The 16187-nt window shown below is 60.9% G+C and carries 13 protein-coding genes; 6 read left to right on the plus strand and 7 right to left on the minus strand.

Translation table 11 applies throughout. From position 1 onward, the window contains the following. Positions 1-100: 100 nt before the first annotated feature. Positions 101-472 carry an LEA type 2 family protein gene (locus IPJ76_10390; GenBank protein ID QQR85029.1) on the plus strand — a complete coding sequence of 124 codons (372 nt, stop codon included), beginning with the start codon at positions 101-103 and terminating at the stop codon, positions 470-472. On the opposite strand, the gene IPJ76_10395 is transcribed toward IPJ76_10390, so the two are convergent. After that, on the minus strand, positions 473-1033 hold the full coding sequence (locus tag IPJ76_10395; protein ID QQR85030.1) for a hypothetical protein: 561 nt from the start codon (positions 1031-1033) through the stop codon (positions 473-475). A gap of 94 nt (positions 1034-1127) precedes the next feature. Here IPJ76_10395 and IPJ76_10400 point away from each other — a divergent pair, with 94 nt between their 5' ends. Genes IPJ76_10400 through IPJ76_10410 form a run of 3 tightly spaced genes read left to right on the plus strand, consistent with a single transcriptional unit; the run spans position 1128 to position 4574 of the window. Beyond that, positions 1128-3143 carry a thioredoxin domain-containing protein gene (locus IPJ76_10400; protein ID QQR88440.1) on the plus strand — a complete coding sequence of 672 codons (2016 nt, stop codon included), beginning with the start codon at positions 1128-1130 and terminating at the stop codon, positions 3141-3143. 2 nt (positions 3144-3145) lie between these two features. Continuing rightward, entirely contained in the window at positions 3146-4048 is a 903-nt protein-coding gene (locus IPJ76_10405) for a hypothetical protein (protein QQR85031.1), read from the plus strand. 19 nt (positions 4049-4067) lie between these two features. Continuing rightward, positions 4068-4574 carry a hypothetical protein gene (locus IPJ76_10410; protein QQR85032.1) on the plus strand — a complete coding sequence of 169 codons (507 nt, stop codon included), beginning with the start codon at positions 4068-4070 and terminating at the stop codon, positions 4572-4574. Here the strand turns inward: IPJ76_10410 and tsaB are convergent, their stop codons facing one another. From tsaB to IPJ76_10440, 6 genes are all read right to left on the minus strand, one after another. Beyond that, positions 4575-5249, minus strand: coding sequence for a tRNA (adenosine(37)-N6)-threonylcarbamoyltransferase complex dimerization subunit type 1 TsaB (tsaB, locus tag IPJ76_10415; protein ID QQR85033.1), 675 nt, complete (start codon positions 5247-5249; stop codon positions 4575-4577). A 688-nt stretch (positions 5250-5937) separates the two neighbouring features. Then, complete coding sequence (locus IPJ76_10420; protein ID QQR85034.1) at positions 5938-7353, minus strand: TolC family protein; 1416 nt, start codon at positions 7351-7353, stop codon at positions 5938-5940. A 113-nt stretch (positions 7354-7466) separates the two neighbouring features. Next, positions 7467-8687 (minus strand): OmpA family protein, encoded by a 1221-nt coding sequence (locus IPJ76_10425; GenBank protein QQR85035.1) that lies wholly within the window; start codon positions 8685-8687, stop codon positions 7467-7469. A 22-nt stretch (positions 8688-8709) separates the two neighbouring features. Continuing rightward, the gene (metH, locus tag IPJ76_10430; GenBank protein QQR85036.1) at positions 8710-11529 is read right to left on the minus strand and encodes a methionine synthase; all 2820 of its coding nucleotides are present in this window, start codon (positions 11527-11529) and stop codon (positions 8710-8712) included. Positions 11530-11722: 193 nt separating this feature from the next. Further along, entirely contained in the window at positions 11723-12115 is a 393-nt protein-coding gene (locus IPJ76_10435; protein QQR85037.1) for a GxxExxY protein, read from the minus strand. A 43-nt stretch (positions 12116-12158) separates the two neighbouring features. Beyond that, positions 12159-13160, minus strand: coding sequence for a homocysteine S-methyltransferase family protein (locus tag IPJ76_10440; protein QQR85038.1), 1002 nt, complete (start codon positions 13158-13160; stop codon positions 12159-12161). Between the two features lie 327 nt (positions 13161-13487). Between IPJ76_10440 and IPJ76_10445 the strand changes: the two genes are divergently transcribed. Together IPJ76_10445 and gmd are read left to right on the plus strand one after the other, a co-directional pair. After that, the gene (locus tag IPJ76_10445) at positions 13488-14960 is read left to right on the plus strand and encodes a DUF559 domain-containing protein (protein QQR85039.1); all 1473 of its coding nucleotides are present in this window, start codon (positions 13488-13490) and stop codon (positions 14958-14960) included. Between the two features lie 17 nt (positions 14961-14977). Next, on the plus strand, positions 14978-16126 hold the full coding sequence (gene gmd, locus IPJ76_10450; GenBank protein QQR85040.1) for a GDP-mannose 4,6-dehydratase: 1149 nt from the start codon (positions 14978-14980) through the stop codon (positions 16124-16126). The last annotated feature ends 61 nt before the right edge of the window (positions 16127-16187 follow it).

Genomic DNA, 16187 nt, shown 5'->3' on the forward strand with positions numbered 1-16187 from the left:
TCGATGTTTATCACTTCGAACGCGGGCGAGAAGCCTCCTCCTGCTCCTGCCCCTTCTTCTCTCCGCCTGCATCAACTACCAGAACGTCACCTTCCACGGCGTGAAGAACGTGCAGGTGATCCCTGCCGAAGGCAGCGTGCTCGCCTTCCGCATCGATGCCGAAGTGGAGAACCCGAACGGCTACCGCATCCGCTTGAAAAAGCCCGACGTGGACCTCTGGTACAACGGGCAGCACATCGGCAAAGGCCGCCTGGACACCACCGTTGTGCTGGACAAACGCTGCAGTAAGGTCTACCCCGTTTACGTGAGCGCCGACACCCAAGGCAAGCTCGGCCCCATGCTGCTGGGCGGCTTGGGCACCTTGTTCTCCGGCAAGGTGGAAGTGGAAGCGAAGGGCACGGTGCTCGGACAGGTCGGCATTTTCAGCAAGCGGTTCCCCTTCCATGTGAAGGAGGACCTGAACGAGCACTGATCACTCCTCCCTCCCCGGCCACGTCCGCACCTCCCAACCAAGGCATCCCTCGGCCACACCTGTGAGGCGTTGGCTGCCGGAGAATCCGCCAGTGCCGAACGCTCCGCTCAAGGCTTCCTCCATGCTCACCTCCGTCATGCGCGGTCGTTGGTCATGCTCCCGCCAGTACTGCACGGGGTCGAGTCCGCGCACGGGCAGTACATAAACGCGCTCCGGGCCGTGCACCGTCAGGTTCAACACCAGCATGCCCCCCCATAGGAACGGCCCAACGGCGAGCAGGTTGAACATGAACCACTCGAAGCGCTCCATGCCCAGACTGAGGCCGCTCTTGACGTACGGCAGCAGATTGCCCGCGAAGGCGAAAAGCGCGAACCACTGCATGAGTGCCACAGCGCCCACATACACCGTGCTAATGGCCAGCCAAAGCGTCACCAGGAAAACGATGACCCCGAAGGCCATCAGCGTGCCCGGCCAATGCTGGTCCTTCACAACGCCGCGTTCATCAGCGGCAGGCCTACGGGCAGCCCACCGTGCGAGTTCACCGTTCCTTTGGTCCATCATGCCCCACGCTACCACGAACGCCATCGTTGCCGGTGCCGCAGTTTTCTGCACCATGGCTTCGTGCCAGCCGCAAGGAACGAACGGCACCGACGACATGCAACACGACCACACCAATCGCCTGGTGCACGAGACCAGTCCCTACCTCCTGCAGCATGCGCACAACCCGGTGGACTGGTGGCCCTGGAGCGCTGAAGCGTTCGACAGTGCGAAGGCCCAGAACAAGCTGGTGCTGGTGAGCATCGGCTACAGTAGCTGCCATTGGTGCCATGTGATGGAGCGCGAGAGCTTCGAGAACGACAGCATTGCGCAACTGATGAACGAGAAGTTCATCTGCATCAAGGTTGACCGCGAGGAGCGGCCCGATGTGGACCAGGTGTACATGACCGCCGTGCAGCTCATGACCGGCCGTGGTGGTTGGCCGCTCAACTGCTTTGCACTACCGGACGGTCGGCCGGTGTACGGCGGCACCTACTTCGCCCCCGCGCAATGGAAACAAGTGCTGAACGACCTTCATGCCACCTGGCAGATGCAACCCGACCGTGTGATGGCACAAGCCGAACAGCTGCGGGCCGGTGTGGCAGAGAGCGACCTGGTGACACTGAACACGGCACCACCGCTTTTCACCAAGGACTTCCTGGCCCGTTACGTGAGCGTTTGGGACAGCACCTTCGACCACATCGAGGGCGGGCCCGATCGCGCACCGAAATTCCCGATGCCGAACAATTACCGCTTCCTGCTGCGGCAAGCGTTCCTCACCAACGACAAGGCGCTGAAGGACCACGTAGCCCTCACTTTGGACAAGATGGCCATGGGCGGCATCTACGATCAAGCAGGTGGTGGTTGGGCGCGTTACAGCACCGATGTGCTTTGGAAAGTCCCGCACTTCGAGAAGATGCTGTACGATAACGCACAGCTGATCTCGCTTTACAGCCAGGGTTACCAAGCCTTCAAGGATCAGCAGTACGAGGATGCGGTGCGTAGTACGATCGATTGGCTGAAGCGCGAGATGACGAGCGAAGAAGGTGCCTTTTACAGCGCGCTCGATGCGGACAGCGAAGGCGAAGAGGGCAAGTTCTACGTCTGGAAGGAGGATGAGATGAAATCCGTTCTCGGTAACGACTTCGCGCTGGCGAAGGACTACTACAACATCGGTGGTGCAGCGCTGTGGGAGCATGGGAACAACATCCTGCTGCGACGCACCGAAGACGAAGCGTTCGCCAAGCAGAAGGGGATCTCCGTTGGGGAACTGCGGACCTCGGTGGCACGCATCAATGCGGCCCTCTTGGCCGCTCGTGAGAAACGCGTACGGCCAGGACTGGACGACAAAACCCTGGTGAGCTGGAACGCAATGATGGTGACCGGCCTGTGCGATGCCTACGAAGTGTTCGGTGAGGAAGCATGGCTGCGGATGGCCGAAAAGAACATGGCGCTCGTCCTCGGCAAGTGCAAGCGGGACGACGGTGGCCTGATGCACTCCTACAAGGCGGGGAAAGCATCCATCAACGGTTTTCTGGAGGACTACGCCTTCACCGCAGAAGCCCTGTGCGCATTGTACTCCGTCACCTTCAACGAGCGTTACCTGGAGGAGGCCAAGGCACTGACCAACTATGCCATCGCCCACTTCCACGACAAGCCGAGCGGCATGTTCCACTTCACCAGCGACCTCGACGCGGCGCTCATCGCCCGCAAGATGGAGACCGCCGACAATGTGATCCCGGCGAGCAACAGCACCATGGCCAACGTGCTCTTCACGTTGGGGCACTTGTACGATGACCAAGGATGGATCGGCATGAGCACCACCATGCTGAACAACATGCAGGACAACATGCAAGGCTACCCGAGCGGCTACAGCAATTGGGCGCAGCTCATGCTGGCCCATGTTCATCCGTGGCACGAGATCGCCATCACCGGCCCCGATGCGCTGAAGCTCCGCAAGGGTTTTGCACCGCACTACATCCCCAACCGTTTCTTCATGGGCGGGGCGCGACCGAGCAAGTTGCCGCTGCTCGAAGACAAATTGCTGGAAGGCACCACCGTTTTCGTGTGCCAGGAGAAAGTCTGCCAGATGCCGGTGAGCACGGTTGATGATGCGCTCAAGCAGTTGAAGTGAGGATGAGGACCATCGTACTGCTAACGACCCTGCCGTACGTGTTGTCCGCGGCATTGTCGGCCCAAACGCTCCTCGTTCCCGCGACCGGTTCGCCGCAGCAGCCCCACTTCAACCCGGCGTTCATGGCCCGCAACGGTGTGGACGAGATCAAGGGACAATTGCATGTGAAGCGCGAGAACGAGCCGATGAAGCCGCGCAATGAGCACTTCCTGTACCGGTTCGGCAACGACGGTCGTGTGCTCTACAGCAACAACTCCTTCGGCATGCCCGGTAGCGGGCGCGACACGGCCAGTGTGCAATACCGCTACAACGAGCAGGGCCACATCGTGCAGCGCACACGCCTTGACCTGAGCGGGCACTACACCGAAGAGGTCACGACCGACAGTGCCGGACGCCCGCTGCGCGAAACGCACGTGCGCATCGAGAACCTGGGCACCGACCGGTACGATCTAGTGCCAGGCGCGCGCACCGAAGTGAGCGACGAGCGGTACACCCACGACCGGCTCAACGACACGACCACGCGCACGGTGACGCTCAACAGCTTGGGGCTTCCGTACAAAGAGCGCCTTTATATCAGCGACCGGCACGGCTACCTGCTGCGCATCGAAGACCGGTACATCGTCACGGGCCGTATGGGACGCACCGCCTTCACCTACAACGAGAAAGGCTTGCTCGCGTCACGCACCGAACAGAGCGACTTGTCCGACCCGCGCACCCTGCGCTACACCTACACCTATGACGCCGGGAACGACCTCCTGAGCATGGAAACTTGGCACAGCAACGAACTGGTGACCAAGGAGGAGTACGTGTACGCCGAGGGCAGCCACCATCTGAAGGCCAAGCTCACCAAGGACATGGCCACCGGCACAATCCGTGTTGTGCGGTACGAGGTTGCGATGCGCTGACGACTTCTACTTTCGTCGCATGTCCACACGTCAAGTCGTCCTCGGCGGTTTCTTGTTGTGCACCATGGTGGCCACCGCCCAAGCCGTTGTGGTGCGCTGGGCTTACGGACCGTTCGGCACCCCCGGCGATGCAGCCTTCATTGTTGAGGGCGACCGTATCTATCAAGCAGCCGGGCCGTTCGGAACGAAAGGCCCGTGCATCCTGGTGATGGAGGAGGACCAGGTGTTCCACACGGCCGACGCCTTCGGACGCCGCGGTTATGGCGCCTATGTATTCGATGCCGATAAGCTCTACCGATGCACCGGTGCGCTATGCCAACAGACCGGCTGTGCGCTGATCCTGGACCGCAACAAAGTGTTCCGTGGTGATGGCCCGTTCTGCAACAAGGCAGAAGGCGCGTTCGTCATTGATGGCAACACCATCTACCTGGCCGAGGGTCCTTTCGGCATGAAGGGCGACGCGATCCTGCAATTGGATGCCGACCTGCCCGTGCTGCCTCTACTGGCCATCCTGGCCGGCTTGTGATCAGCCCTTCTTGGTCATCGTCACCCCGGCCTCCTTGCCGTACAGTGGAGTGAGGTAAGCCAGGTCATCGAACACCCTTTCCCGGAAACGCGTTTCGGCCAAGCCTCCCATTGCACCTGCCACCGGCACCACATCCTTCAGGTGGTGCGCATGTGCAGCACCTGCGAACAAGGCGCCTGCTTTGTCTGCGCCTTCACCGAACATGGCGTGTTTCCGCGACTTGTCCAAAGCAGCCATCCACTCTTCTGATAGCACCACAGCGGCTACCCCGTCGCCTTCCGGTGTCCGGGTGAAGACCTCCATGCGGCGCGCATCCACCATGGGCCAGAGCCGCATGCCGTCCAGACCGGCCTTCAGCCGCGCAGCTTCGCACAATGTATCAAGCGTGCCGATCCCCATGATGGGTATTCCGAGCGGATAGCAGAGCCCCTTGGCTGCGCTCAACCCGATGCGCAGGCCGGTGAACGAGCCCGGACCTATGCCCACGGCCACCGCATCCAGTTCAGGCATGGCAACACCGGCCTCCTTCATCACTTCGTCAACGAAGACGTTCAGCTTCTCGGCATGCGTGTAGCCCGTGCTCAGGAGATCGCGCGAAGCGATGACCGCTCCATCGCGGCACAGTGCTACACTGCACAAATGCGTTGCGGTCTCCAGGCAGAGGATGAGCGCCATGCGGCAAAGGTGAGGCTACTGAACGCAGGATTAGATGGTGAAGGATTGGACCAGCTTGGTCAGCTAATGATCAGAACAATCGCGCAAGTATCGAACATCAAATTGGAGGGTCCCATCTTGAACGAATGTCCATGTGTATCTCAGTTGTCCATTTGGGCATCGCATCTCCAATTGGGATGCCGACGGTGCCTCGGCTGGCTCGTATCGGCATCGGGGCGCGGACCACCTCTTGAGGAAGCCCTTCTTCCTTATTCGATACGTAACGAACCCGCCCGTCCACCGCTCGACCAAGAGGATGTCGCCGAGGTCGAGATCACTTTGGCGGGTGGAGCAACCCACGAGGCGATAATGGCCGTAGCCGGGGCAATCGAAGCTGATAGTATCCTTCCCGAACAGATTGATACGGAACACCCCGCTAGAATCCGTGTGTTCCTCGCGACTGGTTCCGTGAACCGACACCCTGATTGGGACTGGTGTTCGTGAGACACTGTCCAAGACGCGTCCCGTTGCCACCTGTCCAAGGCTGCTTAGGCTCACCGCGAGCGCGAAAAGGAAAACAAGCACTCGCATAAGAGGCGACCAGCTTCTTGCCAGAGTCGGAAGGAACGCGGAAAAACCTGCCCCAGTGTTTCCTCGCAACCGGAATAGCCAGGGCATACGAGCGATAGGACCGTGGTAGTCAGACTTTTCAGAAGCTCAACGGCAGTCCTTGCAGGATCTCCAGGTACTTGGCCGCCATCACATAGGTGTACTTCGCCGTGATGGTGTCGGCCGTGGCACGGTCCACGTTGGTGCGTGCGGTGTTGAGGTCCAAGCTGGTGGCCGCGCCCGCAGTGAAACGCTCCTGCGCAAGCCGGAACGACTCGTTGGCGGCTTCCAGCGAGCGTTGGGCCGCTTCGTACTGGCGATAGGCCCCGCGTTGCGCGGTGATGGCCTGCTGCACTTCGCGCTCCAACGATTGGCGCTCGGCCTCCACGGCGTTCTTCGCCTGCTCGTGGCGGATGCGTGCCTGGCTCACCGCGATCCGGTTGCTCTGGTTGTTGAAGAGCGGGATGGCCAGGCTCAACGTCACCGATTCGTTGAGGTTATCGTCCAACTGGGATCCGAAAGCGCGGGTGCGCGTTTCCTGGCTGAACGTGGGCGTGTACACCTCCTCACCACCTTGGGTGAACCCGATCAATTGCGGGGTGCCAAGAACAGGTTCGCCGACGGCCTCCAGGTTGCGGCCGCTATAACCGGTGCCCATCGCACCTTCCAGGCGCAACGAAGGCATCATGCCGGCCCGCGAAATGGACACGCCCTTCTCCGCACTGGTCGCCTGCAATTCCCGCTGTTGATAGCCGGGATTGGCGGCAAGTACGGCGCGCAGCACGTCCTGTGGGTCCTGCGCTGGCTCGCTGATGGCCATGGCGCTGATCGCAGGCGATACGATGTCGAAGCCGCGCTGCTCTTCCGGCGAAAGCTGGAGCTGCTGCATCAGGTCGAGGATGCGGCGATCGTGCTGGTTGCGCAGATCAACGAGGTTGTACTCCTGCTGTGCCAGTTGGCTGCGCTGGTCGAGCACCTCGCTTCGTGCAAGCCGACCGCCGTCCACAAGCGCTTGTGTGATGGTGATCTGTTCGCTGATGTTCGCCACTTGCTTCCCGGTGGCTGCTATGCGCTCGCGCAAGCTCAGCACATCGATGAAGGCCTGCACCGTTGAAAGTCGGACATCATTGCGCCGGTCTTCCAAACCCTTCGCGCTGCTCTCAGCGTCGATCCTCGCCTGGCCCAGTTGGTTCTGCTTGCTGAAGCCTTCGAAAAGTGACACCTGGCTGCTGAGGTAGAAGTTGTTGGTGCGCACCCTGTCCGTGGCGAAGGTGTTCGTGAACCGGTCGATGGCCTTGCCCCAGTTGTAGCCGTGCGTGCCGAATGCGTTCAGGTTGGGCAACAAGTTGTAGGCTGACTGGCGCTTGGCTTGGTCGGCCAGTTCGGCGTCCAGCGCAGCGTTGCGCACGTTGAGGTTCTTCTCCTCCGCGCGGCGAACGCATTGGTCGAGGGTCCAGGCTTGCTGTGCCGTAGCGAGGCATGGCACCAGCAGTGAGAGCACGATGGAAAAGCGCATGATCGAAGAGGTGCTTCCACCGGAAAGTCCGATGGTCGGCCAAAACTATCCGGCACCGTTGGGCACACCGGCCGCCTTGGATGAACGGGATGTTCTTGGGGTGAACGGTGCGATCACAGCACCTTGACCTCCACACGCCGGTTGGCCTCGCTCTGCTCCTTGCTCTTGGGTTCGGGGAACAGCATTTCGCTGTTGCCATAGCCCTTGTAGGAGATCCGCGCTGGATCGACGTCGTTGACCATGAGGAAATCGTAAACGGTCTTGGCCCTCCCCGTGCTCAGCTCAATGAACTCCTTGGTGTTCTTGTAGGTGGGTCCGTTCACATGGCCTCCCACTTCGATGCGCGTACCGGGGTTCTGCTCCATGAAGCGCAGCAGTTGCAGGAGGCTGCCCTGGCTGTTCTTCATCACCTGCACATCATTGCCCACGAAGCGGATGTCCGCGAGCACCACGTGCGCGCCCGGCTGGATGGGGTCCAGTTTGATATCAACGGTCACCACGCTATCGGTGCTGCCTTTCACCTTGGTGTTGTAGAACATGTACCCCTTCTGCACGCAGCCGATCTTCAGTGCACGGTACTGGTCCATGGTGTACGTGTAGGAGCTCTGGCCCTTCGCTTCCACCACCTTGTCGAAGACCATCCCATCGATGGTGAGGGTGCCGTTCACTGGTTTGCCCGACTTCGCATCGGTGACGTTGATGACGAGTTTCTGCTGTGGCACTTCAGGTTTCTCGGGCGCAGGCGGTGGCGGCGGCGGATCATAGTGGAACCTGATCGTGTAGCCGTCCAGCGGGCGATCCTGGTAGTCCACCACGAGGTAGTACAAGTCGCCCTCCTTCACCTCGATGGCACGGCTGAACGACGAGCCCACCCCTGAACGCACGAAATCATCCGTAGCATCCTTGCGCAAGCCGCAGATGCTGCTGTTGCTCTTGTCGTTGCGGCTGATGTTGGCGCGGATCGGCGCTACCTGCTTCTGCTGGATCTTGTCGCAAATGCCCGGGATGGCGCCCTCGAAGACCAGGAAGTCGATGTCGTCCTCGATGTTCTTCGGGATGATGTCGAACGTGAGGATGGTGGTGACGGGCGCACGGAACTTGTACCATGTGGTGTGGTGCTCACGCTCGAACCACTGTTTGTCCTCGCTGGGGTTCTCCTTGATCTCAAGCACGTTCCCGAAACCGCGCACCGCCTGGTCCTGCACGTACACGCTGTCCGCTATGGGCAACGCACCGGTGCAGTCACCGTTGTCCTGCGTCAGGCGCTGCGCTGACAGCCGCAGGGTGCCTACGAGAACCAACGCAAGAAGGAATGCCGAGCGGGGGAGCTGCATTTCCAAAGTGGCGGTTCAACGCTCACTGCGGGCTTCCGGTTTCGTACGCCAGATTGCTCCCCAGCCAGCGCTCAACTTCCGCAATGGTAAGGGCCTTTCGCCGTGACAAGTCCAGCACCTGGTCGCGACTTATCCGGCCTACCCCGAAATACTTGCTCTGCGGGTGGGCGAAGTAGAAGCCGCTGACCGCCGCCGCCGGGCTCATGGCCAAACTCTCGGTGAGGGTGATGCCCGTGTGCTTCGTGGCGTCGAGCAGGCGGAAGAGCTCGGGCTTCTCGGTGTGGTCGGGGCATGCGGGGTAACCTGGCGCCGGACGGATGCCCTGGTACTCCTCTTTGATCAATTGCTCGTTGGTGAAGGGTGAAGCCTCGTAGCCCCACAATTCCTCGCGGACGATCTCGTGCAGCTTTTCCGCGAAGGCCTCGGCGAGACGATCAGCAAGGGCCTTCAGGAGGATGGCGCTGTAATCATCCTGTGCCGCTTCGAAGCGTTTCACGCGTTCATCCACACCATGGCCTGCACTTACCGCGAAGCCGCCGATGAAGTCGGGAGTGCCGGCCGGGGCGATGAAGTCTGCGAGGGCGATGTAGGGAACGCCGGGTGCCTTCTTGCTTTGCTGGCGCAGTGTGTGGAAGCGGCCGATGACCTTGGTGCGTGCGGCATCGGCGTACAGTTCGATGTCGTCGTGAGCTGAAGGTGCAACAGGCGTCCCACCTGTTGTTGGCGGATCAACAGGCTGGAAGCCTGTTGGACTCTCTGTTGGACGATTCGCCGGCCAGATGCCTGAGACACCGTGCGCCTGGATCCATTGCTCCTTGACGATGCGGTCGAGCATTTTCTGCGCATCGGCATAGAGCTGCGTGGCCTGCTTGCCCACCACCTCGTCCTCCAGGATGCGCGGGAACTTGCCGGCCAGCTCCCATGCCATGAAGAAGGGCGTCCAGTCGATGTAGGGCACCAACTCGGCCAGCGGGTAGTTGCGGTAGCAGAAAATGCCGGTGCTCTTCGGTGCCACGGGCGGCTCGGCCTGCCAGTCGATCGCGAACTTCTTTTCGCGTGCTTCGGCCAGCGGCACATACTCCTTCTCGCGCTGATTGCCTTCGTATTGCGAGCGCACCTTGGCGTACTCGTCCTTCACCTCCAATTCGAAACGCGCGCGTTCGTTGTCGCTGAGCAAGTTGCTTACCACGGGTACACTGCGGCTGGCGTCTATCACATGCACCACGGGCTTGCTGTAGTGCGGCGCGATCTTCACGGCGGTGTGTACACGACTGGTGGTGGCCCCTCCGATCAAGAGCGGGGTCTCAAAACCTTCGCGCTCCATCTCCTTGGCCACGTGCACCATTTCGTCGAGTGAAGGCGTGATCAATCCGCTGAGGCCGATGATGTCCACCTTCATCTCGCGGGCGGTCTTCAGGATGGTGGCGCTCTGCACCATCACGCCCAGGTCGATCACCTGCCAGCCGTTACAGGCGAGGATCACACCCACGATGTTCTTGCCGATGTCGTGTACGTCGCCCTTCACGGTGGCGAGCAGCACCTTCTTCGCGCCCTCTTGCCTTGTTCCCAATGTTTCTGGCGTGGTGAGCTCCTCCCCTCTCCTTGGGAGAGGGGCAGGGGGTGAGGCCGCATTTTTCTTCTCCTGCAGGAAGGGTTCGAGGTAGGCCACGGCGCGCTTCATCACGCGGGCGCTCTTCACCACCTGGGGCAGGAACATCTTACCACTTCCGAAGAGATCGCCCACCACGCTCATGCCGGCCATCAGCGGGCTTTCGATCACGAGCACGGGGTCCACGTATTTCACCCGGGCTTCTTCGGTGTCCTGCTCGATGAACTCGGTGACGCCATGCACCAGGGCGTGCTTCAGGCGTTCCTCCACGGATCCTTCACGCCAGGCGGCCTGCGCGGCCACGGCCTCTGCGGAAGGCGCGCCCTTGAACTGCTCGGCGAAGGCCACCATGCGCTCGGTGGCATCGGGGCGACGCGCCAGCAGCACATCCTCCACGTGCTCCAAGAGATCTTTCGGGATGTCGTCGTACACACCGATCTGCCCGGCGTTGACGATGCCCATGTCGAGCCCGGCCTTGATGGCGTGGTAGAGGAAGGCGGTGTGGATGGCCTCGCGCACGGGCTCGTTGCCGCGGAAGCTGAAGCTCACGTTGCTCACGCCGCCGCTGGTGAGCGCACCGGGCAGGTTCTGCTTGATCCAGCGCACGGCCTCGATGAAGTCGATGGCATAGCGATCGTGCTCGGCCATGCCGGTGGCCACGGTGAGGATGTTCGCGTCGATGATGATGTCGTGCGGCGCGAAACCGGCCTTCTTGGTCAGCAGATCATAGCTCCGTCGCGCAATGGCGATGCGGCGCTCAAAATTGTCGGCCTGACCTTGCTCGTCGAAGCACATCACCACGGTGGCGGCGCCGAGACGGCGGATGATCTTCGCCTGCCGCAGGAACTCGGCCTCGCCTTCCTTCAGGCTGATGCTGTTGGCGATGCCCTTGCCCTGCAGGCACTTCAGACCCGCCTCGATCACGCTGAACTTGCTGCTGTCCACCATCACCGGTACGCGCGCGATGTCGGGCTCGGCGGCGATGAGGTTGAGGAACTTGCGCATGGCCTCCACGCCATCGATCATGCCCTCATCGAGGTTCACGTCGATCACCTGCGCGCCGTTCTCCACCTGCTGGCGGGCCACGCTCACGGCCTCGTCGTACTGGCCGTTCTTGATCAGCTTGCGGAAGGCCGCACTGCCCGTGACGTTCGTGCGCTCGCCGATATTGACGAAGTTGCTGCCGGGGAAGATGCGGAGGGGCTCGAGGCCGGAGTAGGTGGGGATGCTCATTGGAAATGCGGGTTCACCACAGAGGCACAGAGGGCACGGAGGAATGCGAAGATTGGCGCGGTGGGTTCACCACAGAGGCACAGAGAGCACGGAGAAATGCGATGGGGGGAAATGGAAACGGGCATGTGGAGCCGGCGGATATCGCATTCCTGTTTCTCTGTGTTCTCTGTGCCTCTGTGGTGAAGCATTCATGCTATTCTCCTTCATCCAGATATCCGTTCATGACACGCTCAAGCCCTTCTATGAGCTTGGTCGTATTGAAGTTGATGAGCAAACCAAGCTTCTTGTTGGTCAGCTTCAAGTAGGTCAGTAACTGCGCAGTATGGATGGGATGAAGCTCTTCAACAGCCTTGATCTCGACGATGACCCGGTCTTCAACCAGTAGATCGATGCGCAAGTCATTCGCCAACCGCTCCCCGCGATAGACAATGGGCACGGCGACCTGCTCCTCTACACGCAGTCCCATACTCTTCAGTTCGGCCAACAAGCAGACCTGATAAACGCTTTCAAGGAGACCCGGCCCCAAAGCGCGATGCACGGCGATGGCCGCCTTGATGACAAGGCTCGATACTTCGTTATGCGTCATCCTCAATCCGCTCTGTGCCCTCTGTGCCTCTGTGGTGAAGTATTCATACCAGCACTGGTGTTGCGCGCGGTTCGTGCTTCGCCGCCTCCTTCGCCAGCGCTGCGATATGCTCCGGCGTGGTTCCACAACACCCGCCCACCACGTTCACCCAGCCGTTGGCCATGAATTCCCCCACGAGCCGGGCGGTGACCTCGGGCGTTTCGCGGTACTCGCCCATCTGGTCGGGCAGGCCGGCGTTGGGATAGATGCTCACGCGGCAGGGGCTCTGCTCGGCGATCACCTCCAGGTAGGGCCGCATCTGGGCCGCGCCCAGCGCGCAGTTGAGGCCCATGCAAAAAAGAGGAACGTGTGCGATGCTGATGAGGAAGGCCTCGATGGTCTGGCCGCTAAGGGTGCGCCCGCTGGCATCGGTGATGGTGACGCTGCACATGAGCGGCACTCTGGTGTTGCGCGCCTCAAAGACCTCGTCGATGGCGTAGAAGGCGGCCTTGGCGTTGAGCGTGTCGAAGATGGTCTCCACCAGGAGGATGTCCACGCCGCCGTCGAGCAGGGCTTCCACTTGTTCTTTGTAGGCGGCCACGAGTTGATCGAAGGTGACGGCGCGGAAGCCAGGATCGTTCACATCGGGACTGAGCGATGCGGTCTTGTTCATGGGCCCGATGGCTCCGGCCACGAAACGCGGTTTGCTCGGATCCATCGCGGTGTACTTCGCGCAGGCCGCCTTGGCCAGTCGCACGGAGGCGAGGTTCATCTCGCGCGCGAGGTGGCTGCATTCATGTTCCGCTTGCGCGATGCTGGTGGCGGAGAAGGTGTTGGTCTCCACGATGTCGGCGCCGGCCTCCAAGTATTGTTCGTGGATGGTGCGGATGGCCTCGGGACGCGAGAGCGAGAGCAGTTCGTTGTTGCCCTTGAGCAGGATCTTGTGGTCCTCCATGCCTTTCGGATGGAAGTCCGCCTCGGTGAGGCCGAGCTTCTGGATCATGGTGCCCATGGCCCCGTCGAGGACGAGGATGCGCTGTTGGGCGATGCGTTCGAGAGTCTTCATGGCTTTCCGTTCGATCGGTCCTTCCTGCGCGCTTACCGAGCAGGATAAGGATGGGCCTGAACCCCTTGGGCTCTGGCGCGACCTGATCACAGCTCATCGGTCCGGCTATCTGCTTCTCGCGTCTCGACCCCTCGGTCGCTGTGCGACCTGCGGTCTGCTCCTCCGGAGCTGCTCGACGTGAAAAGTGCGGATAGCACTGGATGGAATTGGCACCTGTTCCCGTGCCCCGGTTCGTTGACCGGGACAACAAGAGTGGTTGTCAAGGCTTCATAGGGCCATTACCCTCAGCCTTTCTTGATAAGCGTTGCCGGAAAGAACGTGCGCCAAATGTATGCGCGCATTGCGGACGCCGGCTGCAAAGGTCGTAGCGTTGAAAACCGTCCTAGGCCCGGTAAAGACCCGCTCGGGGCGCGGATACCTTCGGCCTCCCGACTTATCGGGACCAAGGCTGTGCAGAGCGAACTTCTTCCCTTACTGGACGCTGCTATCCGCGCTTCGTTCGCCGCCGGCGAGCAGATCCTCGCGGTCTACGGCACTGATTTCACCGCAGAACAGAAGGCCGACAAGAGCCCGTTGACCGAGGCTGACAAGCGCGCGCACACGGTGATCGCACAAGAGCTTGCCGTGACAGCTCTGCCCCTGGTGAGCGAAGAAGGCAAGACCATGGCCCCGGCCGAGCGCCAGGCGTGGCAGCGCTACTGGCTGGTGGATCCGTTGGACGGCACAAAGGAGTTCATCAAGCGCAACGGCGAATTCACTGTGAACATCGCGCTTATGGACCCCATCCCCGGCCCTTCCCCGGTGGGGAAGGGGGAAATGCACAATAGAGCTGAAGAAGGATACCGAGGCGATGGCCGGTACACTGTGGCAGACCCGAAGGCCTATTCCCGGCTCCGTGGTTTTGCCAGGGATATGCGCAAAGAACCCACACCTGCTGAGGAAGCACTGTGGCGAATGCTGCGGCACGACAATTTGGGTGTGCGTTTCCGTCGACAACATGTCATCGACGAACACATCACTGACTTTGCGTGCTTGACAAAGCGATTGGTGATCGAGGTTGATGGGGCGGCACACCTTGGACTGGAGGAAGTCGACTTGAACCGGACAGAAAGGCTCAAGACATTCGGATTCGAGGTTTTGCGGTTCACGAACGATGAGGTCTTGACCGGCGGCCAACACGTCTTCGAAACGATCAAGCGCGTGGTGGAAACCCGACCGGACCATACCGCTGACCTGCCCTATGCGGAAACACCCGGGCCACTGCAGGAGCTCGGTGCGGAAGGCTCCCTTCCCCACCGGGGAAGGGCCGGGGATGGGGTCACTGGCCACCACTGGCCCATCGGGGGAATCCTCTACGTCCCCGTGAAAGACACGCTGTATTTCGCCTGGCACGGCGGCGGGGCCTATCGTCTTCAGCAAGCACGAAACTTCATGGGCAAGCCGGCGTATGAACTCGCCGCCCTAGCGGAACGACTGCCCGTGCAAAACCATCGCGACACCTTCACCATTGTGGCCAGCCGCAGCCACAGCACCCCGGAAACGGAGGCGTTCATCAAGGAAAAGGAAGCCGCGCACGGGGCCGTGCAGTTGGCCAGCATCGGGAGCGCTCTGAAGATCTGCCTGGTGGCCGAGGGCGCCGCCGACGTGTATCCGCGTTACGCACCGACCATGGAGTGGGACACGGCCGCCGGGCATGCCATCGCCTTGGAAGCGGGTCGCGATATCACCGACCTCCGCACCGGTACGAGCATGCGCTACAACAAGAACGAACTGGTGAACAATTGGTTCATCGTCCAATAAGCTGAACAAGCAATAACATGGCGAAGAAGACTTCAGAGTCCCGCAAGAACGGGAACGGATCATCGAAGAAGGGAGGCAAGCGGAAAGTCGCACTGATCACCGGTGTTACCGGGCAGGACGGCGCGTACTTGAGCGAACTGCTGCTCAACAAAGGCTACGAGGTGCACGGCGTGAAGCGGCGCAGCTCGCTGTTCAACACGGACCGCATCGACCACCTCTACCACGACATGCACGAGAAGGGCCGCCCCTTCCACTTGCACTACGGTGACCTCACCGACAGTGTCAACTGCCTCCGTCTGGTGAAGGAGATCCAGCCGGACGAGATATACAACCTCGCTGCCATGAGCCATGTGGCCGTGAGCTTCGAAATGCCGGAATACACGGCCAACGCCGACGGTATCGGCACGCTCCGTTTCCTGGAAGCCATACGCATCCTGGGCATGGAGAAGAAGACCCGCTTTTACCAGGCATCCACCAGCGAACTGTATGGTGGTGTACTGCCGCGTGCACAGAACGAAGAGACGCCCTTCTACCCGAAGAGCCCTTATGGCGTGGCCAAGCTCTACGGCTTCTGGATCACCAAGAACTACCGCGAGAGCTACAACATCTTTGCTTGCAACGGCATCCTCTTCAACCACGAAAGCCCGCTGCGCGGCGAGACGTTCGTGACGCGCAAGATCACCCGCGCCGTGGCCAAGATCAAACTGGGCCTGCAGCAGACCCTCTACCTCGGGAACCTCGATGCCAAGCGCGACTGGGGCCACGCCAAGGACTATGTGGAAGGCATGTGGTTGATGCTGCAGGCCAAGAAACCCGACGACTTCGTGCTGGCCACCGGCAAGACGTACACCGTGCGCCACTTCATCGACCTGGCCTTCGCCGAGGTGGGCATCAAGCTGGAATGGAAGGGCAAGGGCGATAAGGAAAAGGGCATCGACAAGAAGACCGGCAAGACCCTGGTGGCCATCGATAAGCGCTACTACCGCCCAGCGGAAGTGGACCACTTGGAAGGCGACCCGCGGAAGGCGCAACGCGTGCTCGGCTGGAAGCACAAGTACGATCTGAAGGCCCTGGTGAACGAGATGGTGCAGAGCGACCTGGATCTCTTCAAGCGCGACGTGTACCTGAAGAAAGGCGGGCACAAGATCCTGCACGAACAAGAATGATCTCCGATCATTCCTGTTCCATGTAGCGTCGACCCACTGGGTCGACACATTGACGAACGAG

Source organism: Flavobacteriales bacterium, from assembly GCA_016699575.1.
Taxonomy (GTDB): Bacteria; Bacteroidota; Bacteroidia; order Flavobacteriales_F; family PHOS-HE28; genus PHOS-HE28.